Below are 22,740 nucleotides of genomic sequence, written 5' to 3' on the forward strand. Positions count from 1 at the left end.
CGTCGTGAGTTGGGTCGACCTCATCGTGGTCGCGCTGGCGCTCGTCGCGGGCGTGTCCGGGTGGCGCCACGGCATGGCCGTCGCCCTGCTGTCGTTCGTCGGCGTGCTGGGCGGCGCGGTCCTCGGCGTGCGCCTGGCGCCGCTGCTGGCCTCGGGCATCGAGTCCACGAGCACCCGGATCATCGTCAGCATCGTGGTCGTCGTGCTCCTCGTGGCGCTCGGCGAGACCACCGGGGTGTTCTTCGGCCGCCGCATCCGAGACCGCATCACCGGCGAGAACACGCTGCGCGTCGACTCCACGCTCGGCTCGGTCCTGCAGGCCATCACCGTGGTGATCGCGGCCTGGCTGGTGGCGCTGCCGCTGGCTTCGGCGAGCTTCCCGGGCCTCGCGTCCGGCGTCCGCGGGTCGGAGGTGCTGCGCGTCGTCGACTCGGTGATGCCGGCCGGCGCCCGCGCGCTCCCCGAGGAACTGCGCCAGCTGCTCGACACGTCGGGCTTCCCGCGGATCCTCGACTCGTTCGACCAGACCCCCATCGAGGAGGTCGGCCCGCCCGACCCGGCGCTGGCCGGCAGCCCGGTCGTCACCGAGGTGGCCGACAGCGTGCTCAAGGTCCGCGGCCGGGCGCCGTCGTGCCAGCGCGCGCTGGAGGGCACCGGCTTCGTCATCGGCGACGGCCTCGTGATGACCAACGCGCACGTCGTCGCGGGCACCGACGAGGTCGGCGTCGAGGTGATCGGGCGGCGGGGCAACCCGGTCGAGCTGGCCGGCGAGGTCGTCCTCTACGACCCGGCCGTCGACATCGCGGTGCTGCGCATCCCCGAGCTCGACGCTCCGGCGCTGGCCTTCCGGCCGCAGCCCGCGCAGGTCGGCGAGGACGCGATCATCCTCGGCTATCCGCTCGACGGGCCGTTCACGCCGTCACCGGCGAAGGTGCGCCAGGAGATCACGCTCAACGGCCCCGACATCTACGACGACGCCACGGTCTCGCGCAACGTCTACACCGTCCGCGCGGTGGTCCGCTCCGGCAACTCCGGCGGCCCGATGATCGACCGCGACGGCCAGGTCATCGGCGTGGTGTTCGGCGCGGCGCTCGACGACAGCGAGACCGGGTTCGTGCTCACCAACGAGCAGGTCGCGGCGTCGGTGAACCCGCAGGCCCGCCTCGGCGACGAGGTCGACACCGGGGCCTGCGCGAACTGACCCGTGAGCGCGAACCGTGGCCGGAGCCACGGTTCGCACTCAGGACCTAGACGTCGCGGGTGATCGTCTGGTCGCGGCCGGGGCCGACGCCGATCGCGCTCACCGGCGCGCCCGTCAGCTCCTCGATGCGCTCCACGTAGGCGCGGGCGTTGGCCGGGAGCTCGTCGAACGAGCGGTACGGGGAGAGGTCCTCGAACCAGCCGGGGAGCTCCTCGTAGACGGGCACGGCGTGGTGCACGTCGGACTGCGTCATCGGCATGTCGTCGACGCGGCGGCCGTCGACCTCGTAGCCGACGCACACCGGCACCGTCTCCAGGCCCGACAGCACGTCGAGCTTGGTGAGGAAGAAGTCGGTGATGCCGTTGACGCGCACGGCGTAGCGGCCGATCACGGCGTCGAACCAGCCGCAGCGGCGCGGACGCCCGGTCGTGACGCCGACCTCGCCGCCGGCCTTGCGCAGGTGTTCGCCCATGGCGTCGAGCAGCTCGGTCGGGAACGGGCCCGAGCCGACGCGCGTCGTGTACGCCTTGAGGATGCCGATGACCCGCGTGATCCGGGTCGGACCGATGCCGGAGCCGACGGACGCGCCGCCCGCGGTCGGGTTCGAGCTGGTGACGAAGGGGTAGGTGCCGTGGTCGACGTCGAGCAGCGTGCCCTGCGAGCCCTCCAGCAGTACCGTCTCGCCGCCCTCCAGCGCCCGGTTGAGCAGCAGGCGGGTGTCGGCGATGCGGTCGGCGAAGGCGCGGCCGTGCTCGAGGACCGAGTCGACGACCTGGTCGACGTCCATCGCACGCCGGTTGTAGACCTTGACCAGGATCTGGTTCTTGAGGTGGAGCGCCGCCTCGACCTTCTGGTGCAGGATCTTCTCGTCGAGCACGTCCGCCACGCGGACGCCGACGCGGGAGACCTTGTCCTGGTAGGCCGGGCCGATGCCGCGGCCGGTGGTGCCGATCTTGGCCTTGCCCAGGAACCGCTCGGTGACCTTGTCCATCTCCACGTGGTACGGCATGATCAAGTGCGCGTCGGCACTGATCAGGAGCCCGCTCGTGTCGACGCCGCGGTCCTCGAGGCCCTTGAGCTCCTTCAGCAGCACGCCGGGGTCGACGACCACCCCGTTGCCGATCACGTTCTTGCACCCGGGCGTCAGGATGCCCGACGGGATCAGGTGCAGCGCGAAGTTCTGGCCGTCGGGGAGCACCACCGTGTGGCCGGCGTTGTTGCCGCCCTGGTAGCGCACCACCCACTGGACCTGATCACCGAGGATGTCGGTGGCCTTGCCCTTGCCCTCGTCGCCCCATTGGGCGCCGATCAGCACGATCGCGGGCATGTGAGACTCCAGTTCTTCGAGCGACGATCTCGAGCAGAGCGGCGGCGGGAGGGTAACCGATCACGTGGGCACGATCGACTCGACAGCACTGGTGGTGACCTGCGGCCCGGAACGGCGGCTCCCGCTGCACGGTAGCCGTCGCGTGCCCGCGTTCAGCGAGGTGCCCACCGTCGCGCTGCCCGCGCGGCCCGGGCGCGACGCCCTGGACCCGCTGCTGGCCGAGCACCACCCCGGCCGGCTCGTCGTCCACGGCACCGACGCCGACCTCGCCGCGGTCGTGCTGCGGCTGCTGCGCACCGAGCGGCTCGACGTCGAGGTCGCCTACGTCCCGGCGTCGCGCCGGAGCGCCGTGGCCCGCGCCTGGGGCCTGCCGCGAGACGCCGCCGCCCTCGCGCTGACCGGCGTCGCCCCGCCGGTGCCGCTGGTCCGCGACGACACCGGCGGGGTGCTCGTGGGCGCCGCTCAGATCCGCGACCTGACCGGCGAGTGCTACTGCGACGACGTGCTGGTCCTGCGCGGGCGCACGCCCCGGCTCGTGGTGGCGGCGGGCCCGGGCGGGGTCGCGGTGCGCGCGGGCCGCGGCACGGGCCTGCCGTCGGGGACGACGATCGCGATCCCGCCCGGCGCCCGGTCCGGCCGCGGCGCGGCGCTGGGGCGGGCGGTGCAGGTGGGCGGCGAGCCGTTCACCGCGGTGTCCGACGGCGTGGCCCACCCCCGTCCGCTGGAGCGCCGCACCTGGTACCGGCACACCGTCGACTGGCGCCTCGTCCGACCCTGAGCTCGCACACAGCCCCGGGGGCCCGCACACAGGGCCGGACCTGTGTGCGAACCCCGCGGCCTGTGTGCGAGCCCTCTCTCATGGAGCGTTGGTAGCGTCGCCGCCGATGCAGCGGCGCGCGGTCGAGACGGCGAGCACCCGGCCCCCACGGCGGGTCTCGTGGCTCCGGGGCGACCCCGGGGTGCACCACCTCAGTGCGGCACGGCGTCCCACGCAGGACGGGCAGGTACGGCATGCCCCCTCTGCGCGGCGGACGGGAACACCGGTCGTCCGCGGCCGCTGCATCGCCCGGGGAACCGGGCCCGCCTGACCGTGGCCCCCGAACCGCACGTCCTCGCCGCGCTGCTGCCCGGGCCGTGGACCGTCGACGCCCTCACCACCCGGATCGCCGGGTGCCGGGGGTGGGGCGGGCCCGACGAGGTCGGCGACGTCGTCGCGGCGCTGCTCGCCCGCTGGTCGCGCGCCCCCACCGGGCGTCCCGACCGGGTCGGGGCGCAGGTCGCCGCCCTGCTGGCCGCGCGGTCGCGCCGGCGCCACGTCGTCCCGGAGTCGCCGCCCGCGGACCTCGCCTGGCGCTGGCCCGTCGAACCGTGGACGGGCCTCGACGCCCTGGCCCGCGGCCTGGACCTGCGCCCCGGCGAGCTCGACTGGTTCGCCGACCGCGGCGGCTGGCTGCACCGCACCCCCGACGGCCCGCTGCACCACTACCGCCGCCGCTGGACCACCTCGCGCTCGGGCACGCCCCGGCTCCTGGAGACGCCCGCACCGCGGCTGTCGGAGCTGCAGCGCCGCGTCGGGCGCCGGGTCCTGGCCCGCATCCCGGTGCACGACGCCGCGCACGGGTTCGTCCGCGGCCGCTCCCCGCACACGCTCGCCGCGGAGCACACCGGGGCCGCGACCGTCGTCCGCCTGGACCTGGAGGGCTTCTTCGCGCACGTGTCCGGGGCGCGGGTCGCGGGGCTGCTGCGCGCGGCGGGCTACCCGGACGCGGTGGCGTCGGCGCTGGCCGGGCTGCTGGTCACGAGCACGCCCGCGCCCGTCCGGCGGGCCGCCCCGGCCGGGGGCGACGTCGGCGCGCGCCGCCGCCTGCTCGACCGCCTCGCCCACCCGCACCTGCCGCAGGGGGCGCCGACCTCCCCGGCCGTCGCCAACCTGCTCGCCCATGTGCTCGACCGCCGCCTGCACGGCCTGGCCGGCGCGCTCGGCGCGCGCTACGGCCGCTACGCCGACGACCTGGTCTTCTCCGGCGACCGGCTGCCCGCGCACGGCCTCGTCGCGCGGGTCACCGCGATCGCCGCCGAGGAGGGCTTCCGGGTCCGGCCGGACAAGACGCGGATCGCCCCGGCGCACCACCGCCAGCGCGTCACCGGGCTCGTCGTCAACGCGCACCCGGCCGTCGCCCGCGTCGACTACGACGCCCTGCGCGCCCTGCTGCACAACTGCGCCCGCACCGGGCCGGACGCGCAGAACCGCGACGGCCACCCGGCGTTCCGCGACCACCTGCTGGGCCGGATCGCCTGGGCCGGCTCCGGTCACCCGGCCCGCGCCGCCCGCCTGCGCGCCCTGTTCGACGCGATCTCCTGGTAGCTCAGGCCGCCGGACGCTCGTGGTAGGTGTCGACGTACTCCTGCTGCGACAGCGTCGCGATGGCGTCCATGATCTGGTCGGTGACGGCGCGGCGGATCGCGGGCGCGCTCTGCAGGCCGTCGTAGCGGGAGAAGTCGAGCGGCTCGCCGTAGCGGATGACGACGCGGCGCAGGCGCGGCAGCTTCTTCCCGACCGGCTGCACCCGCTCGGTGCCCAGCAGCGCGACCGGCACGACGAGGGCGCCGGTGCCGAGCGCCAGCGTGGCGACACCGGTGTGGCCGCGGTGCAGCCGCCCGTCGAGCGACCGGGTGCCCTCCGGGTAGATCGCGAACGCGCCGCCCGCCTCCAGCACCGACCGGCCCGCGTGCAGGGCGTCGAGCCCGGCCCGGGCCGACGCGCGGTCGACGGGCACGTACCCGAGCGCGGTGAGGAAGCGCGCCAGCGCCCGCCCCCGGATCCCGCGCCCGACGAAGTACTCGGCCTTGCCCAGGAACGCGACGGGCCGCCGCGCCGTCAGCGCGATCACGGCGGTGTCGACGGCGGCGCGGTGGTTGGCCGCCAGGATCAGCGGACCTCGGGCGGGCAGGCGCTCGACGCCCTGGACGACGGGCCGCCACAGCAGCCGGGCGAGCGGGGCCAGCAGGAAGCGCACGAGGAGATGCACGGCCCGGGAACGTGGGGGTCGTCACACGTGTTCCTGCCCGAGCACGGGTCCACCCGGATGGCCGCACCGGAGGTGCCGGAAAACCGGTTGCACCGCCCCGGCCGCTCGGGCACCGTCGGCGTCGACATGGAGATCTGAGCGCACCCCGCACCCGCCCGCGGCACGGCCCGGCGGCTGCTCGTCACCCGAACTCCCCCGGTGGTGCGCACCCATGCCCTCAGCCCTCCTCGCCCACGACGTCGTCCGCGCCTACGGCGGCCGCGTCGTCCTCGACGGCGTCTGCCTCACCGCCGCCCCCGGCCGCCGGATCGGCCTGATCGGGGAGAACGGCGCCGGCAAGTCGACGCTGCTGCGGCTGCTCGCGGGCGTCGAGGAGCCCGACGCCGGCACCGTCGAGCGGCCTGCCGACCTCGGCTTCGCCCACCAGGAGCTGCCCTGGCCGGGCTCGGCGACGATCGCGGACGTCCTCGACGACGCCCTGCGCGACGCCCGGGCCGCGCTCGCCGCGATCGACGTCCTCGCCGCCGCGCTGCCCGAGCGCGCCGACGAGTACGCCGAGCGGCTGGAGTGGGCGCAGGACCACGACGCCTGGGACGCCGACCGCCGCGCCGACCGCACCCTCGACGGCCTCGGCCTCGCCGACGTGGCCCGCGACCGCCGCCTGGGCTCCCTGTCGGGCGGGCAGCGCAGCCGCGTCGGGCTCGCCGCGCTGCTGGTCCGGCGCCCCGACGCCCTGCTGCTCGACGAGCCGACCAACCACCTCGACGACGACGCCGCCGCGTTCCTGGAGCAGACGCTGCGCGCGCTGCCCGGCGCCGCCGTCCTGGCCAGCCACGACCGCGCCTTCCTCGACGCGGTGTGCACCGACGTCGTCGACCTCGACCCGGCCGTCCACGGGCCGGCCCGCCACGGCGGCGGCTACTCCGCCTACGTCGCCGCGCGGCGCGCCGCCCGCGGGCGCTGGGAGCACCGCTACGCCGAGGAGCAGGAGGAGCTGGCCGAGCTGCGGCGCTCGGTCGCGGTGACCGCCCGCGAGGTCGCGCCCGGCCGCCCGCGCGGCAACCAGTCCAAGATGTTCTACGGGTTCAAGCGCGGCCGCGTGCAGAGCCAGGTCTCCCGCCGCGTCCGCAACGCCCGGCGCCGCCTCGACGAGCTCGACCGCGACCAGGTGCGCCGCCCGCCCGAGCCGCTGCGGTTCACCGCGACCGTCGGCGACGCCGCGCCCGGCCCGGCCGCCGCGCTGCGGGAGGTCCGCGTGCCGGGGCGGCTGGCGCTCGACGCGCTCGACGTCGGCGCGACCGACCGCGTGCTCGTGACCGGCCCGAACGGCTCGGGGAAGTCGACGCTGCTCGCGGTGCTGGCCGGTCGGCTGCCCGCCGCGGGCGTCGTGCACCGGCGGCGCGGGCTGCGGATCGGGATGCTGGCGCAGGACGTCGAGCTGCCCGATCCCGGCCGCACCCCGCGCCGCTACTACGAGGCCGTCGGCGGGGCCGTCCCGCTGCAGGACCTCGGCCTGGTCGCGCCGTGCGACCTCGACCGGCCCGTCGGCGTCCTGTCGGTCGGGCAGCGGCGGCGCCTGGAGCTGGCGCTGCTCGTGGCGTCCTCCCCGCAGCTGCTGCTGCTCGACGAGCCCACCAACCACCTCTCCCCGGCACTGTGCGACGAGCTGGAGGAGGCGCTGCGCACGAGCCCCGGCGCGGTGGTCGTCGCCAGTCACGACCGGTGGCTGCGGCGGCGTTGGACCGGCCGCGAGGTCACTCTCCGGGGTGTCGTCACCGTCACGCGGTGACGATCGCGTTACCGCGGGGCCGCTCGGACCGCCCGTTCGGGACACCGGTGTTCACGACATCCGTTCGTGGGCGAAACAACCGGTTCCTAGTTTTCCACGGGTGCGGACACCGTCCGCCGCACGTCACCGCCACCGGGCTCCGGGGATCCCACGGCCGACCTCAGCCTCTGGAGGCTCTCTTGTCCACGGTCCGCGCGCGTCGCACCGCGCTCCTCGCCGTCGCCCTCTCGACGGGCCTGTTCCTCGCCGCGTGCGGGGCCCGGGTCGACGACGCGTCCGGCGCGGCCGCCGCGTCCTGCGTCGACACCTCGGGCGGCGAGATCAAGATCGGCTTCCTGAACTCCCGCTCCGGCACGATGGCGATCAGCGAGAACACCGTCTACGACTCCCTGGAGATGGCGGCCGCCCAGATCAACGGGGCGGGCGGCGTCCTGGGCAAGCAGCTCACGATCGTGGCCGAGGACGGCGCGTCCGAGCCCACGGTCTTCGCCGAGAAGGCCGAGAAGCTCATCCGCGGCGACTGCGTGGCCGCGGTCTTCGGCGGCTGGACCTCGTCCTCGCGCAAGGCGATGCTGCCGGTCTTCGAGGGCAACGACGCGCTGCTGTTCTACCCGGTGCAGTACGAGGGCCTGGAGTCCTCGCCCAACATCTTCTACACCGGCGCCACCACCAACCAGCAGATCGTGCCGGCGCTGGACTACCTCAAGGAGCAGGGCGCCACCAGCCTGTTCCTGGTCGGCAGCGACTACGTCTTCCCGCAGACGGCCAACCGGATCATCAAGGCCTACGCCGCGGCGAACGGCATGGAGATCCGGGGCGAGGAGTACGCCCCGCTGGGCTACACCGACTTCAGCACGATCGTCGCCAAGGTCCGCGACGCGGGCGCCGACGCGGTGTTCAACACCCTCAACGGCGACTCGAACGTCGCGTTCTTCAAGGAGTACCAGTCGCTGGGCCTCACGGCCGAGGCGATGCCGGTGCTGAGCGTGTCGATCGCGGAGGAGGAGGTCGGCGGCATCGGCGCGTCGAACATCGCCGGCCAGCTCGTCGCCTGGAACTACTACCAGACCATCGACAGCCCGGTGAACAAGCAGTTCGTGTCGGACTTCCAGACCCTCTACGGCGCGGACCGGGTCACCTCCGACCCCATGGAGGCGGCCTACACATCGCTGTTCCTGTGGAAGGGGATGGTCGAGGCCGCGGGCTCGTTCGACGTCGCCGCGATCCAGGCCGCGGCCGACGGGGTCAGCTTCGACGCCCCCGAGGGCACCGTCACCGTCAACGGGGAGAACCACCACATCGCCAAGACGGCGCTGATCGGGCGCATCTCGCCGGACGGCCTGATCAACACCGAGTGGTCCTCCGGCGCCCCGATCGAGCCGGACCCGTACCTCACCTCCTACCCGTGGGCGGAGGGACTGGCCGGCTGATCCCGGTGCGGCCGGCCGGGGACGCACCCCGGCCGGCCGCGGTCCCCCGCTCCGGCACGGAAGGCGATCGGCATGGAGATCCTGGTCACCCAGGTGTTCAACGGGCTCAGCGGAGGGTCGGTGCTCCTGCTGGCCGCCCTCGGCCTGGCCCTCACGTTCGGTCAGATGGGCGTCATCAACATGGCGCACGGCGAGTTCATCATGGCGGGCGCCTACACCGCGTTCGTCGTGCAGCAGGGGATCTCCTCGGCCGGGGTGTCGCTGCTCGTCTCACTGCCGGTCGCGTTCGTCGTCGGCGGTGTGCTCGGCGTCGTCCTGGAGGCGACGCTGCTGCGGCGCATGTACCACCGGCCCCTGGACACGCTCCTCGTGACGTGGGGGGTCTCGCTCGTCCTGCAGCAGCTCACCCGTGACGTGTTCGGCACGGCGGGCGTCGACGTGGTGGCGCCCGCGTGGCTGGCGGGTCCGGTCGAGGTGCTGGGCTTCGCGTTCCCGCGGTCGCGGCTGTTCATCCTCGGCCTCGCCGTCGCCGCGTTCCTCGCACTCGCGGCCGGGCTGCGGTTCACCCCGCTCGGCCGGCGCATCCGCGCCACCGTGCAGAACCGGCAGCTCGCGGAGAGCTCGGGCATCTCCACCCGCGCGACGGACCGGCTCACGTTCTTCATCGGCTCCGGCCTGGCCGGGATCGCCGGCGTCGCTCTCACCCTGGTCGGCTCGATCTCGCCGAACCTGGGCACGTCCTACATCGTCGACGCCTTCCTGGTGGTCGTCGTCGGCGGGATCGGGCAGATCAAGGGTGCGGTGATCGCCGCGTTCCTGCTCGGCGTCGTGCAGTCGTGGATCGAGTACACGACCACCGCCTCGATCGCCAAGGTGCTCGTCTTCGCCCTCATCATCGCGTTCCTGCAGGTCCGCCCGCAGGGCATCTACAAGCTGCGGACGAGGAGCCTCGCGTGAGGCGGATCCTGGAGAGCCGGTGGGTGGTGCTCGGCGGCTTCGTCGTGGGTGCCGTGCTGCTGTTCGTGGTGGCGCCCGCGCTGCTGTCGTCGTTCCGGCTGGGGCTGCTCGGCAAGTACCTCTGCTACGCGATGGTCGCGGTCGGCATCGGCCTGGCCTGGGGCCGTGGCGGCATGCTGACGATGGGCCAGGGCGTCTTCTTCGGGCTCGGCGCCTACATGATGGCGATGCACCTCAAGCTCGGCGACGCGGGACCGGGTGGCGTCCCGGACTTCATGGCGCTGATCAGCTCCAACGGGGTGCCCGCGTGGTGGGAGCCGTTCCGCTCGCCCGCGTTCACGCTGGTGGCGATCGTGCTGCTGCCCGCCCTGGTGGCCGGCCTGCTCGGGCTGGCGACGTTCCGGCGCCGCATCCGCGGGGCCTACTTCGCGATCCTGTCGCAGGCCCTCGCCGCGGCGTTCGCGATCCTGCTCATCGGCAACCCGACCGGCACGGGCGGCTCCACCGGCCTCAACGGGTTCAAGGGCTTCCTCGGGTTCTCCCTGAACGACCCGGTCAACCGCCGGCTGCTGTTCTTCGTCGCGGCGGGCGCACTGCTGGTGATGGTCGCCGTCGCCCGTCAGCTCATGGTGAGCCGGTACGGGGAGCTGCTGGTCGCGTGCCGCGACTCCGAGGAGCGCGTCCGCATCCTGGGCTACGACCCGGCGCTGGTCAAGACGTTCGCCTACGTCACGGCCGCGGTGATGGCGAGCGTCGGGGGCGCGCTGTTCGTGCCGATCGTGGGCATCGTCTCGCCCAACGACGTCGGCATCGTCCCGTCGATCGGCCTGCTCATCGGCGTGGCCATCGGCGGCCGCACGACGCTGCTCGGCCCGGTGCTCGGCGCGATCGCCGTGGCCTGGGCGGGCACGACGCTCTCGGAGTCGATCCCGTCGGGGTGGACCTACATCCAGGGGTTGATGTTCATGCTCGTCATCGCGTTCCTGCCGGGCGGCCTCGCCTCGCTCGGCAGCGTGGTCGGTGACCTGCGCGCCCGGTTCGACCGGCGGCGCCGGCCCCCCGCGCCCGCGACCGCACCCAGGGTGCCCGTGCCGACCGGAGGCAGCTGATGGCCGAGTACCTGGAGCTCTCCGGCCTCACGGTCGCCTTCGACGGGTTCGTCGCGGTCGACGGCGTCGACCTGAGCGTGCTGGCGGGCGAGCTGCGGTTCCTGATCGGGCCCAACGGCGCCGGCAAGACGACGCTGATCGACGCGGTGTCGGGACTGGTCTCCGCGACCGGGTCGGCCCGCTTCGACGGCCAGGAGCTGATCGGGCGGAAGGTGCACCGCATCGCCCGGCTCGGCGTCGGGCGCACGTTCCAGACCGCGACCGTGTTCGAGGAGCTCAGCGTGCTGCAGAACCTCGACATCGCCGCCGGGTCGCGGCGCGGGGCGCTGTCGCTGTTGCGCCGCCGCACCGCCGTGCCGGAGGAGGTGGAGCGGACGCTGGACACCGTCGGCCTCACCGACCTCGCGGACGCCCCGGCCGGCACGCTCGCGCACGGGCAGAAGCAGTGGCTGGAGATCGGCATGCTGCTGGTGCAGGACGCGCGGCTGCTGATGCTCGACGAGCCGGTGGCCGGGATGAGCGCGGAGGAGAAGGACGAGACGGGGCGGCTGCTGCAGCGCATCGCCGCCGACCGCACGGTCGTGGTCGTCGAGCACGACATGGACTTCATGCGGGCGTTCGCCACCTCGGTCACGGTGCTGCACGCGGGGAAGGTGCTCTCGGAGGGCACCGTCGCGCAGGTGCAGGCCGATCCGCGCGTGCAGGAGGTGTACCTCGGCCCCGGGCACAGCGCCGAGGAGGCCGGGATCGTGTTCGCCGACGCCGGGGAGGTGTCCTAGTGCTGCAGCTCGTCGACATCGAGGTCGGGTACGGCCGCACCGACGTGATCCACGGGGTGTCGCTGGAGGTGCCGCCCGACGGGGTGGCGGCGGTGATGGGTCACAACGGGGCGGGCAAGACCACCCTGCTGCGCGCGGCCGTCGGGCTGCTGCCGGTCCGGTCCGGGCGCGTGCTCCTCGACGGCGAGGACGTCACGGGGACGGCGCCGCACCAGCGCGTCCGGCGCGGCCTCGCGTACGTGCCGCAGGGCCAGCAGTCCTTCGGGCAGATGACGACGATGGAGAACCTGCAGCTCGTGGCGGACGGGCGGTCGCGGGGGGCGGCGCTGGTCGACGAGGCGCTCGACCTGTTCCCGGCCCTGCGGGGGCTGCTCGGGCGCCGCGCCGGCCTGCTGTCGGGCGGGCAGCGCCAGCAGCTCGCGATCGCCCGCGCGCTGGTCACCGAGCCGCGGCTGCTCATCCTCGACGAACCCACCGAGGGCATCCAGCCGTCGGTCGTCGCCGAGATCGAGCAGACGATCCTCGATCTGACCCGCCGCGGCGGCCTGTCGGTCCTGCTGGTGGAGCAGCACGTCGGCTTCGCGCTGGGGGCCGCCGGCCGGTACTACGTGCTCGCCGCCGGACGGGTCACCGCGGACGGGTCGGGAGGGACCGCGGCCGTCGGCGACGTCCGCAGCGCCATGGCGATCTGACGGTCCGGCGGTCGTCCGGCGGCCCGCGGGCCTGGAGCTGGACGGCCGGGACGCCGACGGCGGCGGGCTGCTGCGCCGGGGCGGGGAGTACGCCGCGGACCTCGTCGGACCCGAGCCGTGGAGCCCGGCGGCATTCCGCGCGGCACCCGGTCCGGGCCGCCGCTCGCGTTCGGCGGGTCCTGGGTCGGCCTGCCCGCCCGGCCCGTCGCTCGGAGCTGGTTCGGCCCGGCGCACCGGAAGCTGGTGGCCTGCCCGCTCGGGCTCGACGGCCCGCTGCACCGCTGGTCCGGCGACCTGCCCGACGCCGACGCGCTCCCGGCGACCCGGCTGCCGCGCGAGCTGAGGACCTCCGGGCATCGAGGACCCCGCCGCCCGCGCGCCCCGGAGGCTGCGGGCCTCGTCCTGGGACGGGCTGCTCGGGTGGCTGCCGGGGAGCTGCCAGGCGCAACACCAGCGGCACCTGCCGGTAACACCGCCCGGTGAGGATGGCCGCCATGTACCTCAGCCCGCAGGAGCAGGACAAGCTCCTCGTGCACGTCGCCGCCGGTGTCGCCCGGGCCCGCAGGGAGCGCGGGCTGCGGATGAACTTCCCCGAGGCCGTCGCGCTCATCACCGACCACGTGCTCGAGGGCGCCCGCGACGGGCGCACCGTCAGCGAGCTCATGTCGAGCGGCCGCACGGTGCTCGGGCGGGCCGAGGTGCTCGACGGCGTGCCCGAGATGCTCGACTCGGTGCAGGTCGAGGCCACCTTCCCGGACGGGACGAAGCTCGTCACCGTCCACAGCCCGGTCGCGTGAGCAGCCGCGTGATCCCCGGCGAGATCCTCCCCGGCGACGGCGACGTGCCGCTCAACCCCGGGCGCGAGCGCACCACGCTCGTCGTCGTCAACGCCGCCGACCGGCCCGTGCAGGTCGGCTCGCACTACCACTTCGCGGCCGTCAACCCCGGTCTCGAGTTCGACCGCGAGGCGGCGTGGGGCACCCACCTCGACATCCCGGCGGGGACGTCGGTGCGCTTCGAGCCGGGCGTCGAGCGGGAGGTCGTGCTCGTGCCGCTGGCCGGGTCGCGCGTGGTGCCGGGCCTGCGCCCGGAGTGGGCCGGCCCCCTCGATGCGACGGAGCCGGCCCGGTGACGAGCATCGAGCGCGGCCGCTACGCCGACCTGTTCGGCCCCACCACCGGCGACCGGATCCGCCTGGCCGACACCAACCTGCTGATCGAGGTCACCGAGGACCGCAGCCGCGGCGCCGGCTCCGGCGACGAGGTGCTGTTCGGCGGCGGCAAGGTGATCCGCGAGTCGATGGGGCAGTCGGCGCGCACGTCGGCGCAGGGCGCCCCCGACCTGGTGATCACCGGCGCCGTGGTCCTCGACCACTGGGGCGTCGTCAAGGCCGACGTCGGGATCACCGACGGGCGGATCGTCGGCATCGGCAAGGCCGGCAACCCCGACGTCATGGACGGCGTGACGCCCGAGCTCGTCATCGGGCCGTCGACGGAGGTCATCGCGGGCAACGGCCGCATCCTCACCGCCGGGGGCATCGACTGCCACGTGCACTTCATCTGCCCGCAGCTCGTCGACACCGCGCTGGCCAGCGGCCTGACGACGCTCGCGGGCGGCGGCACCGGCCCCGCCGACGGCACGAAGGCCACCACCATCACGCCCGGCCCCCGCGCGATCGGGCGGATGCTGCAGGCGATGGACCACCTGCCGGTCAACGTGCTGCTGATGGGCAAGGGCAACACCACCAGCGCCGACGCCCTGTGGGAGCAGCTCCGCGCCGGCGCGGGCGGGTTCAAGCTGCACGAGGACTGGGGCACGACCCCCGCCGTGATCGACGCCTGCCTGCGGGTCGCCGACGCGTCCGGGGTGCAGGTGGCCATCCACACCGACACCCTCAACGAGGCCGGGTTCGTGGCGTCCACGCTGGAGGCCATCGGCGGCCGCTCGATCAACGCGTTCCACACCGAGGGCGCGGGCGGCGGGCACGCACCCGACATCATCGAGGTCGTCGCGCAGGCCAACGTGCTCCCGTCGTCGACGAACCCGACGCGTCCGCACACCGTCAACACCATCGACGAGCACCTCGACATGCTCATGGTCTGCCACCACCTCAACCCCGGCGTGGTCGAGGACCTGGCGTTCGCGGAGAGCCGGATCCGGCCGACGACGATCGCGGCCGAGGACGTCCTGCACGACCTGGGCGCCATCTCGATGATGAGCTCCGACAGCCAGGCGATGGGCCGCATCGGTGAGGTGATCATCCGGACCTGGCAGACCGCGCACGTCATGAAGGCCGCGCGCGGGGCCCTGCCCGGCGACGGCGCGGCCGACAACGTGCGGGCCCGGCGCTACGTCGCCAAGTACACGATCAACCCGGCCATCGCGCACGGGATGGCCGACGAGATCGGCTCGGTGGAGGTCGGCAAGCTCGCCGACCTCGTGCTGTGGGACCCGAAGTTCTTCGGCGTCCGCCCGCACCTCGTGCTCAAGGGCGGGTTCATCGCCTGGGCCGCCATGGGCGACGCCAACGCCTCGATCCCGACGCCGCAGCCGGTGCTCGCGCGTCCGATGTTCGGGGCGTCACCGGCGGTGGCGTCGGCGACCAGCCGCAACTTCGTGTCCGCCGCCGCCCTGGAGGCGGGGCTCGACCATCTGGAGCTGCGCAAGCCCGGCGTCCCGGTGGCCGACACCCGCCGCGTCACGAAGGCGCAGATGATCGGCAACGACGCGACGCCCGCGGTGCGGGTCGATCCCGACTCGTTCGCCGTGCGGATCGACGGGGACCTCGTGGAGCCCGCCCCGGTGAGCGAGCTGCCGATGTCGCAGCGCTACTTCCTGTTCTGATGCCTGCGCTTCTGATGACGGGGCCCGTCCAGCACCAGCGCCGTGAGGATCGCGGCGAAGGAGTACGCACCGGCGAACGCGAGGACGTCGCCCAGGTGCACGCCGTGGTTGTAGGACAGCTCCAGGACGGTCGGCCCGATCCGCGTGGTGGCGGCCACGGCCAGCCCGAACAGGGTGGCCACCGTCCAGACGAGGGCCACCACGGCGAGACGGCCGGAGCGCGGCAGGTCGATGGTGGTCACGCTACGAAGACGTCCGGCGGGCGCGGAAGGTTCCGCACCCACAGGGGTGACGTTCGTCCCGGGGCCACCTGATGGCCACCCTCGCGGCCCTCACCCTGGCCGACGCGCGCTTCCCCGGCGGCGGCCACGTGCACTCCGGCGGGGTGGAGGAGGCGGTGGCGCGCGGGCTCGTGCACGACGTCGACGGCCTCGCCGCCCTCCTCGACGGGCGGCTGCGCACGGCCGGTCTGGTGGCGGCGTCGTTCGCGGCGGCGGCCGCGCTCGCCGCGCCCGACCTCGCAGCGCCCACCCGCACGGCCTTCGCCGAGCTGGACGCCGAGCTCGACGCCCGCACGCCGTCGCCGGCCCAGCGCACGGCGTCGCGGGCGCAGGGGCGGGCGACGCTGCGGGCCGCGCGCCTGGCCTGGCCCTCGCCCGCCCTCGACGCGCTGTGCGCCGTCGACCCCCGTCCGCACCACGCGCTGCTGGCCGGGGCGGTGGTCGGCGCCGACGGCGGCACCCCCGCCGACGCCGCGCAGTGCGTCGCCTACCTCGCCGTCAGCGGTCCGGCGTCGGCCGCGATCCGGCTGCTCGGGCTCGACCCGTTCGCCGTGAACGCGGTGGTCGTCGGGCTCGCGGCGGTGCTGCGCGGCGTCGTCGACGAGGCGGTGCGCGCCGCGTCCGGCCCGCCGTCCGCCCTGCCCGCCCCGGGTGCCCCCGTCCTGGACCTCATGGCCCAGGCCCACGTCGTCCACCACCGCGAGAGGGTGCGTCTCTTTGCCAGCTGAGAACCAGGACCACGGGCAGGACCACGGCCACGGTCACGGCCACTCGCTCGACCCCACCGTCGTCGAGCCCGACCCGCACCCCCGGCCGGACGGGACGGGCCGCGCCGTGCGCATCGGCATCGGCGGCCCGGTCGGCAGCGGCAAGACCGCGCTCGTCGCGGCGCTGGCCCGCACGCTGGCCGACCGGCTGCGCCTGGCCGTCGTCACCAACGACATCTACACCACCGAGGACGCCGACTTCCTGCGCCGCGCGGGCGTGCTGGCATCCGACCGGATCGAGGCCGTGCAGACCGGGTGCTGCCCGCACACCGCGATCCGCGACGACATCACCGCCAACCTCGACGCCGTCGAGCTGCTCGAGGAGCGCTTCGGTGACCTCGACCTCGTGCTCGTCGAGAGCGGCGGCGACAACCTCACCGCCGTGTTCAGCCGCGGCCTGGTCGACCGGCAGATCTTCGTCGTCGACGTCGCGGGCGGCGACAAGGTGCCGCGCAAGGGCGGGCCCGGCGTCACCACCGCCGACCTGCTCGTCATCAACAAGGTCGACCTCGCCCCGCTCGTCGGCGCCGACATGGCCGTGATGACCGGAGACGCCGCCCGGGTGCGCGGGGCGCTGCCCGTCGTCACGCAGTCGCTGGTGGCCGACCCGGGGGCGGGCGAGGTGGCGCAGTGGGTGCTCGCGCAGGTCGCGGCGGTGCGCGGGGCGGTCGTCTGAAGTGCGGTCCCGGGCGCGGCTGGTCGTGGCCGCCGACGGCGCGGTGCGGGAGCTGCGCTCGCAGGCCCCGCTGGCGCTGCTGCCCCGGCGCGGCACGGCGGCGGGCCGGGCGCGGGCGCTCACCGTGCACCTCGTGGGCTCGGCGGCCACCCCGCTCGGCGGCGACGACGTGGAGCTCGACGTCGTCGTCGAGGCGGGGGCCCACCTGGTGCTGACGGGCGTGGCCGCGGCGGTCGCGCTGGCCGCGCCCGGGGGCAGCCGGTTCGCCGTGCGCCTGGAGATCGGGGCCGGGGCCTCGGTGCAGTACCTGCCCGAGCCGACGGTCGTCACCCGCCGCGCCGACCACCTGACCGAGTTCACCGCCGTCCTCGACGACGCCGCCCGGCTGCGGGCGCGGGACGTGCTCGTGGCCGGCCGCACGGGGGAGGCGGCCGGGCGCTACCGCGGCGCGACGCGCGTGACCGGGCCGGCCGGGCCGCTGCTGGTGCAGACCCAGGACCTCGACCCCTCGCCCGCCCACCTCGCCGGGCGACGCGTGCTGGGCACGGAGGTGCTGGTGTGGGGCGCCGACCCGGCGGAGGCGGCGGCCGGGCAGTGGTGGTCGCTCACCCCGCTGGCCCGCGGCGGCTCGCTGGCCACCGCGGTCGGCACCGACGCCGTGACGGCCCAGCGGGACCTGGCGACGGCGGTGGCCGCTCACCCCGGCTGGTCCGATGCCGTGCTCGGGGAGGCGGAGGACCGGTCTCAGCTGCCGCGGTAGGTCGAGTACGCGAACGGCGAGAGCAGCAGCGGGACGTGTGTGTGGGCGCGGTCGGCGTCGATGGTCACGGCCACGACGACCTCCGGGTAGAAGCCCTGCTGCCCGGTGGCGGCGAAGTAGGCGCCGGTGTCGAAGCGGACGCGGTAGACCCCGCCGGGCAGCGCGCCCGGGGCGAGCGCGGCGACGCGCCCGTCGTCGTCGGTGACGCCGGTGGTCCGCTCCCCGCCCGGGTGCTCCAGGACGACGGCGACGCCCGCCGCGGGCCGGCCGAGCGCCGCGTCGAGCACGTGCGTGGAGATGCTCACGCCAGCAGCCTGCGCAGCCGGATCTCGTTGATCCTCGCGAGCTCCGCGACGACGGTGCGCCGCTCGGTCGACGGGTCGTGGCGCAGCCGCTCCCGCAGCACCGCGAGCAGCTCCTCGGCGGAGCGGCCGTCGGCGCACACCAGGTAGACGTGCCCGAACCGCTCCTCGTAGGCGCGGTTGCCCTCGGCCAGCGCGGCGAGCACGGAGGGATCGGCCGTGGTCACCCCCGACTGCTCGCGCTGCGAGGACGCGTGCGTGGCGTCGTCGGGGTCGAGGCGCTCGCCGATGCGCGGGTGCCCGGCCAGCGCGAGGTCGATCTCGGGCCCGTCGAGGACGGCGAGCTCGGCGTCGGCCTGCGCGAGCAGCGCGTCGACGTCGGGATAGGGGCGACCCGCGGCGAGCGCGCCCGCCCACTCCGGGGACGCGCAGCAGTCCGTCAGGGTGGTCACCGCCTCGGTCACGGGCAGCGCGTTGAACGTGTCCAGCCGCATCGCCCCATCTTCCCTGATCACCGTGTTTCGGAGGTGGCACGTCTCCGTGACATCCGGTCGATCGGGGCGGTCGGCGACCTACCGTTCTCGCGGACGCACAGGATTCCCGGATGCACGGGGGAGGAACGGGGATGGGCATCTCGCTCGGGGTCAACCAGTACGGCAAGGCCGAGGTGCGCATGGTGCACGTCGACCGCTCCGCCCCGCGCCACCGGATCACCGACGTGACGGTGACGAGCCGGCTCCGGGGCGACTTCACGGCCACGCACGCGAGCGGCGACAACAGCGCGGTGATCGCCACCGACACGCAGAAGAACACCGTCTACGCCCTGGCGCGCCTCGGCGGCGTCGGCGCGGTGGAGGAGTTCGCGCTGCGGATGGCGCGGCACTTCGTCGACGGGTTCGAGCAGGTCACCGGCGCGCGGCAGGAGGTGGAGCAGCACACCTGGGAGCGGATCGTCACCGGCGACGGGGGCGAGCACGACCACGCCTTCCACCGCGGCTCCGGCGAGACCCGCACGGCCGTGGTCACGAAGACCGGCGACCACGAGGTCGTCATCTCCGGCATCTCCGACCTGGTCGTGCTCAAGAGCACCGGCAGCGAGTTCCACGGCTTCCCCGACGTCCCCTACACCTCGCTGGTCGAGACCGACGACCGCATCCTGGCCACGGCGGTGACGGCGCGGTGGCGCTACCTGGGCACCGACATCGACTGGGACGAGGCGCACGGCAGCGTCCGGCAGATCCTGCTCGACCGGTTCGCGCTCACGCACAGCCTCTCGCTGCAGCAGACGCTCTACACGATGGGCGAGGGGGTGCTGGCCGCCCACCCGGAGATCGCGGAGATCCGGTTCTCGATGCCCAACAAGCACCACTTCCTCGTCGACCTCTCGCCGTGGGGCATGGACAACCCGAACGAGGTCTGGTTCGCCGCCGACCGCCCGTACGGCCTGATCGAGGCGGCGGTGGTGCAGGACGACGCGCCCGCCGAGGACGCCGCGTGGGCCGGGATCGCGGGGTTCGTCTGATGGCCGCGACCGACGTCGTGGTGGCGCCGGAGGACGAGCGGGTCCCCGTCGGCACCGCGTTCTTCTACGGCCTGCAGCACATCCTCGCGATGTACGCGGGCGTCGTCTCGCCGCCGCTGATCATCGGCTCCGCCGCCGGGCTGACGCCGGCCGAGTCGGCCACGCTCGTCACCGCGGCGCTGTTCGTCTCCGGGCTGGGCACGCTGCTGCAGTCGTTGGGCCTGCCCCACGTCGGGTCGAGGCTGCCGCTGGTGCAGGGCGTGTCGTTCGCGGCCGTCGGCACGATGACGGCGGTCGCCACGGACGCCTCGATCGGTGCCCCGGCCACCCGGCTGGCCACGATCTTCGGCGCGGTCATCGTCGCCGGGCTGATCGGGTTCGTCATCGCGCCGGTGTTCGCGGGGCTCGTGCGGTTCTTCCCGCCGGTCGTCACCGGGTGCGTCATCACGATCATCGGGCTCTCGCTGTTCCCGGTGGCGCTGCGCTGGATCCGGGGCAACCCGACGGTCCGCGACGCATCCGGCGCGATGGTCGAGAACCCCGACTTCGGGTCGGCGCTGAGCCTGTTGCTCGGGCTGGTCACGCTCGTCGCGACGCTGGTGATCGCGCGGTTCGGCCGCGGCACCTGGTCGCGCCTCGCGGTCATGTTGGGCCTGGTGTTCGGCACGGTCGTCGCCACGCTGATGGGCCGGGTCGACTGGAGCCGGGTGGGTACGGGTCCGGTCTTCCAGCTCCCGCAGCCGTTCCTGTTCGGCGCCCCGGTGTTCTCCATCGGGGTGATCGTCTCGATGACGGTCGTGATCCTGGTGATCATGGCCGAGACGACGGCCGACATCCTCGCCGTCGGCGAGATACTCGGGACGCCGACGCCCCGGAAGCGGATCGCGGCCGGGCTGCGCGCCGACATGGGCGCCACCGCGATCGCGCCGGTGTTCAACGGATTCCCGATCAGCGCGTTCGCCCAGAACGTCGGCATGGTGGCGATGACCGGGATCCGGTCGCGGTTCGTCGTGGCCGCGGGCGGCGCGATCCTCGTGCTGCTCGGCCTGCTCCCGGTGCTCGGGCGCGTCATGAACGCGATTCCGCTGCCGGTGCTCGGCGGGGCCGGGATCGTGCTGTTCGGCTCGGTGGCGGCGGCGGGCATCCGGACGCTGTCGAAGGTCGAGTTCACCAACGCCAACATCCTCATCGTGGCCAGCTCGATCGGCATCGGGATGATCCCGATCACCGTCCCGGAGGTCTACGAGAACATCCCCGAGTGGCTGCACAAGATCCTGGAGTCGGGCATCAGCGCGTGCGCGATCGTGGCGGTGCTGCTCAACCTGGCGTTCAACCACTTCACGCAGGCCGAGCCGGAGGTCCCGGCGGAGCACTGAGGAGGTCGAGCCCGGCGCGGTCGACCCCGGTCGCCTCGGTCACCTCGGCCTCGTCGAGCGCCCCGCAGTCCAGGCCCGCGCGCAGGGAGCCGGCCAGGGCGCGGGCCGTGGCGGGCTCGTCCAGGAAGCCGGAGTCGGCCCGCTCGCGGTAGGCCCGCGGCCGGGCCGCCGACTCCGGGAAGGACTCGCGGTGGAACGCGAAGCCGGTGACGAACCGGCTCGGCAGGTGCCCGGGGTGCAGGTCCCCGCCCTGGGCGATGCCGTGCTCCAGCGAGCGGCGGACCAGCCGCCCGTGCAGCGCCCACGCCGCCCGCACCTGCTCGGGGCGGTCACCTTCGGCAGCGTCAGCACGAACCCCTCGGGTACGGAGCCCAGCGCCCCGGGGAACACCTCGAGGGTCCGCACCGCGCGCCGCCGCGAGAGCAGCTCCAGGCTGCGGAACCGGATGCCGTGGAACGGGGTGCCGGTCGGGGTCGGCGCCACGCGGACGGCGGCGGCGTCCTCCTCGTCGTCGGGGCGCGGGCCGTAGCCGTCCTCCAAGTCGACGCGCAGGTCCTCGATCGGCTCGGTGGCGAGCTTGGCCCGCACCCGGGCGTGGACGTCGGCGGCCAGGCCGGGCGCGAGGCCCCACACCTCGGCGACGTCGGCGGCGCCGGGGCGTGGGCGTCGAACAGGTCCAGCTCGTCGGCGTTCACCGGCCCATCATGGCGGCGCGGTCGTCCCGGCGGGCGCTCGCCCGGAGTTGCAGCAAGGCCACCTCGTGGACGGTTCGTCACGTGGAGGTGGCCTTGCTGCAACCGGTCGGGCGGCGCCCCTCACGACGCCCGCATCGCCGCCAGCGCCTCGGTCCGGGTCAGCCCGGTGGCCTGCAGCAGGTCCAGCGCGATCGAGCGCAGCTGCGCCACGATCACCTGCTCCGAGGGCCCCGGCACCCACACCTCCGACAGCACCACCGCGTGCCGCACGACGTCGAGCACGGGTTCGCGCGCCCGCTCCCGGTCGCCCTCGCGGCCCAGCTCGGCGGTCAGCGTGCCGACGGCGGCCGACAGCTCGCCGAGCGCGTCGGCCAGCTCGGGCGCGGCGGGCTCGTCGTCGAGCAGGGCCTGGTAGGTGCGCCGGGCCAGGACGCGGGCGTTGCGCATGGCGTAGTCGGCGCGCTCGGCCAGCTCGCCGTAGCGGCCCAGCTGCCGGCGCCGGCGCCGGTACAGCGGGGCGACGGTCGCGACCTCGTGCCCGCCGCGCAGCGCCGTCCGCAGCTCGTCGATCAGCGGCTGGGAGGCCCGGGCCCGCTCCAGCGCGTCGAGGGCGACCGAGGGGTCGCGCTCGCGCAGGGCGTCGCCGGTGCGGGCGAGGACCGCGGCCAGCTCGTCGAGCAGGGAGCGGGCCCCGCGCTGCACCGGTCGCACGGGATCGGTGGGGATCACGCCCGCCACCAGCACGCCGACGAGCCCGCCGATGAGGGCGTCGACGCAGCGGTCGAGGCCGCCGACGTCGCCGGGCGGCAGCAGCGTGGCCACCAGCACCGCCGACGAACCGGCCTGCGCCACCAGCAGCGTCGCCCCGTCGGCGAACACGGCGACCGACATCGCCAGTGCGACGACCAGCACGATCTGCCACGCACCGGAGCCGATCTGGGAGATCAGCAGGTCGCCGACCAGCACCCCGACGCTGACGCCCGCCACCAGCTCGGCGACGCGGCGCAGCCGGCTGGTGAGCGACAGCCCCAGGGAGATGACCGCCGCGATGGGGGCGAAGAACGGGCGGGCGTGGCCGACGAGGTCGCTCGCGACGTACCACGCGAGCCCGGCCGCCACCGCGCACTGCAGGATCGGCAGGGCCGACAGCGCCACCCGGCGGCCGCGGGCGCGCAGGTGCGCGCGCAGTCGCCGGCCGCGCACG

24 protein-coding genes and 1 pseudogene are annotated in these 22,740 nt (G+C 74.6%); 17 read left to right on the top strand and 8 right to left on the bottom strand.

The annotated features are described in order from the left end of the window. Window positions 1–4 precede the first annotated feature (4 nt). Window positions 5–1,201, top strand: coding sequence for a MarP family serine protease (locus tag I4I82_RS15770; RefSeq protein WP_218590561.1), 1,197 nt, complete (start codon window positions 5–7; stop codon window positions 1,199–1,201). A gap of 46 nt (window positions 1,202–1,247) precedes the next feature. On the opposite strand, the gene I4I82_RS15775 is transcribed toward I4I82_RS15770, so the two are convergent. Next, the gene (locus tag I4I82_RS15775) at window positions 1,248–2,528 is read right to left on the bottom strand and encodes an adenylosuccinate synthase (RefSeq protein ID WP_218590560.1); all 1,281 of its coding nucleotides are present in this window, start codon (window positions 2,526–2,528) and stop codon (window positions 1,248–1,250) included. 142 nt (window positions 2,529–2,670) lie between these two features. On the opposite strand from I4I82_RS15775, the gene I4I82_RS15780 reads away from it, so the two are divergent. Continuing rightward, on the top strand, window positions 2,671–3,306 hold the full coding sequence (locus I4I82_RS15780; RefSeq protein WP_226370081.1) for a hypothetical protein: 636 nt from the start codon (window positions 2,671–2,673) through the stop codon (window positions 3,304–3,306). A 312-nt stretch (window positions 3,307–3,618) separates the two neighbouring features. Then, window positions 3,619–4,893 (top strand): reverse transcriptase family protein, encoded by a 1,275-nt coding sequence (locus I4I82_RS15785; RefSeq protein ID WP_226370082.1) that lies wholly within the window; start codon window positions 3,619–3,621, stop codon window positions 4,891–4,893. Between the two features lies 1 nt (window position 4,894). Here I4I82_RS15785 and I4I82_RS15790 read toward each other — a convergent pair whose 3' ends face one another. Continuing rightward, the gene (locus I4I82_RS15790) at window positions 4,895–5,557 is read right to left on the bottom strand and encodes a lysophospholipid acyltransferase family protein (protein WP_218590559.1); all 663 of its coding nucleotides are present in this window, start codon (window positions 5,555–5,557) and stop codon (window positions 4,895–4,897) included. A gap of 211 nt (window positions 5,558–5,768) precedes the next feature. Here I4I82_RS15790 and I4I82_RS15795 point away from each other — a divergent pair, with 211 nt between their 5' ends. The 9 genes from I4I82_RS15795 (at window position 5,769) to I4I82_RS15835 (ending at window position 15,157) form a co-directional block, all read left to right on the top strand. Then, window positions 5,769–7,346, top strand: coding sequence for an ABC-F family ATP-binding cassette domain-containing protein (locus tag I4I82_RS15795; RefSeq protein WP_218590558.1), 1,578 nt, complete (start codon window positions 5,769–5,771; stop codon window positions 7,344–7,346). A gap of 179 nt (window positions 7,347–7,525) precedes the next feature. Further along, a complete protein-coding gene (urtA, locus tag I4I82_RS15800) occupies window positions 7,526–8,776 on the top strand; it encodes an urea ABC transporter substrate-binding protein (protein WP_218590557.1) in 1,251 nt (416 codons plus the stop codon). 72 nt (window positions 8,777–8,848) lie between these two features. Next, a complete protein-coding gene (gene urtB / locus I4I82_RS15805; RefSeq protein ID WP_218590556.1) occupies window positions 8,849–9,733 on the top strand; it encodes an urea ABC transporter permease subunit UrtB in 885 nt (294 codons plus the stop codon). After that, window positions 9,730–10,842, top strand: coding sequence for an urea ABC transporter permease subunit UrtC (gene urtC, locus I4I82_RS15810; RefSeq protein ID WP_218590555.1), 1,113 nt, complete (start codon window positions 9,730–9,732; stop codon window positions 10,840–10,842). Before urtB ends, urtC begins: the two co-directional genes overlap by 4 nt. Further along, window positions 10,842–11,621: an urea ABC transporter ATP-binding protein UrtD gene (urtD, locus tag I4I82_RS15815; RefSeq protein WP_218590554.1), complete on the top strand. Its 780-nt coding sequence runs from the start codon at window positions 10,842–10,844 to the stop codon at window positions 11,619–11,621. The genes urtC and urtD overlap by 1 nt, the downstream gene beginning before the upstream one ends. Further along, window positions 11,621–12,313, top strand: a complete 693-nt coding sequence (urtE, locus tag I4I82_RS15820) for an urea ABC transporter ATP-binding subunit UrtE (protein ID WP_218590553.1) — start codon at window positions 11,621–11,623, stop codon at window positions 12,311–12,313. The genes urtD and urtE overlap by 1 nt, the downstream gene beginning before the upstream one ends. 494 nt (window positions 12,314–12,807) lie before the next feature. Continuing rightward, window positions 12,808–13,110: an urease subunit gamma gene (locus I4I82_RS15825; protein WP_218590552.1), complete on the top strand. Its 303-nt coding sequence runs from the start codon at window positions 12,808–12,810 to the stop codon at window positions 13,108–13,110. Between the two features lie 8 nt (window positions 13,111–13,118). Further along, window positions 13,119–13,445 carry an urease subunit beta gene (locus tag I4I82_RS15830; protein ID WP_218590568.1) on the top strand — a complete coding sequence of 109 codons (327 nt, stop codon included), beginning with the start codon at window positions 13,119–13,121 and terminating at the stop codon, window positions 13,443–13,445. After that, entirely contained in the window at window positions 13,442–15,157 is a 1,716-nt protein-coding gene (locus I4I82_RS15835) for an urease subunit alpha (RefSeq protein WP_218590551.1), read from the top strand. Before I4I82_RS15830 ends, I4I82_RS15835 begins: the two co-directional genes overlap by 4 nt. On the opposite strand, the gene I4I82_RS15840 is transcribed toward I4I82_RS15835, so the two are convergent. Beyond that, window positions 15,142–15,399, bottom strand: a complete 258-nt coding sequence (locus I4I82_RS15840) for a hypothetical protein (RefSeq protein WP_218590550.1) — start codon at window positions 15,397–15,399, stop codon at window positions 15,142–15,144. The two genes, I4I82_RS15835 and I4I82_RS15840, sit on opposite strands and share 16 nt — an antisense overlap. Window positions 15,400–15,470: 71 nt before the next feature. Between I4I82_RS15840 and I4I82_RS15845 the strand changes: the two genes are divergently transcribed. Genes I4I82_RS15845 through I4I82_RS15855 form a run of 3 tightly spaced genes read left to right on the top strand, consistent with a single transcriptional unit; the run spans window position 15,471 to window position 17,641 of the window. Next, window positions 15,471–16,166 carry an urease accessory protein UreF gene (locus tag I4I82_RS15845; protein WP_218595830.1) on the top strand — a complete coding sequence of 232 codons (696 nt, stop codon included), beginning with the start codon at window positions 15,471–15,473 and terminating at the stop codon, window positions 16,164–16,166. Continuing rightward, window positions 16,156–16,881 (top strand): urease accessory protein UreG, encoded by a 726-nt coding sequence (gene ureG / locus I4I82_RS15850; RefSeq protein WP_218593170.1) that lies wholly within the window; start codon window positions 16,156–16,158, stop codon window positions 16,879–16,881. Before I4I82_RS15845 ends, ureG begins: the two co-directional genes overlap by 11 nt. A gap of 1 nt (window position 16,882) precedes the next feature. Then, a complete protein-coding gene (locus I4I82_RS15855; RefSeq protein ID WP_218593168.1) occupies window positions 16,883–17,641 on the top strand; it encodes an urease accessory protein UreD in 759 nt (252 codons plus the stop codon). Here the strand turns inward: I4I82_RS15855 and uraH are convergent. Beyond that, complete coding sequence (gene uraH / locus I4I82_RS15860; protein WP_218593167.1) at window positions 17,626–17,946, bottom strand: hydroxyisourate hydrolase; 321 nt, start codon at window positions 17,944–17,946, stop codon at window positions 17,626–17,628. The genes I4I82_RS15855 and uraH overlap by 16 nt on opposite strands. Further along, complete coding sequence (gene uraD, locus I4I82_RS15865) at window positions 17,943–18,437, bottom strand: 2-oxo-4-hydroxy-4-carboxy-5-ureidoimidazoline decarboxylase (protein WP_218593166.1); 495 nt, start codon at window positions 18,435–18,437, stop codon at window positions 17,943–17,945. Before uraD ends, uraH begins: the two co-directional genes overlap by 4 nt. Before the next feature lie 131 nt (window positions 18,438–18,568). Here uraD and pucL point away from each other — a divergent pair, with 131 nt between their 5' ends. Together pucL and I4I82_RS15875 are read left to right on the top strand one after the other, a co-directional pair. After that, window positions 18,569–19,465: a factor-independent urate hydroxylase gene (gene pucL / locus I4I82_RS15870; RefSeq protein WP_218593169.1), complete on the top strand. Its 897-nt coding sequence runs from the start codon at window positions 18,569–18,571 to the stop codon at window positions 19,463–19,465. After that, a complete protein-coding gene (locus I4I82_RS15875) occupies window positions 19,465–20,841 on the top strand; it encodes a nucleobase:cation symporter-2 family protein (protein ID WP_218593165.1) in 1,377 nt (458 codons plus the stop codon). The genes pucL and I4I82_RS15875 overlap by 1 nt, the downstream gene beginning before the upstream one ends. On the opposite strand, the gene I4I82_RS15880 is transcribed toward I4I82_RS15875, so the two are convergent. From I4I82_RS15880 to I4I82_RS15885, 3 genes and pseudogenes are all read right to left on the bottom strand, one after another. After that, the gene (locus I4I82_RS15880) at window positions 20,804–21,157 is read right to left on the bottom strand and encodes a DUF6986 family protein (protein WP_218593164.1); all 354 of its coding nucleotides are present in this window, start codon (window positions 21,155–21,157) and stop codon (window positions 20,804–20,806) included. The two genes, I4I82_RS15875 and I4I82_RS15880, sit on opposite strands and share 38 nt — an antisense overlap. Before the next feature lie 59 nt (window positions 21,158–21,216). After that, a pseudogene (locus I4I82_RS34990) lies at window positions 21,217–21,474 on the bottom strand (DUF6986 family protein); the annotation flags it as partial. Window positions 21,475–21,656: 182 nt separating this feature from the next. Then, window positions 21,657–22,739 (bottom strand): FUSC family protein, encoded by a 1,083-nt coding sequence (locus tag I4I82_RS15885; RefSeq protein ID WP_218593163.1) that lies wholly within the window; start codon window positions 22,737–22,739, stop codon window positions 21,657–21,659. Between the last annotated feature and the right edge of the window lies 1 nt (window position 22,740).

Origin of the sequence: Pseudonocardia oceani, assembly GCF_019263585.2 — a bacterium.
Taxonomy (GTDB): domain Bacteria; phylum Actinomycetota; class Actinomycetes; order Mycobacteriales; family Pseudonocardiaceae; genus Pseudonocardia; species Pseudonocardia oceani.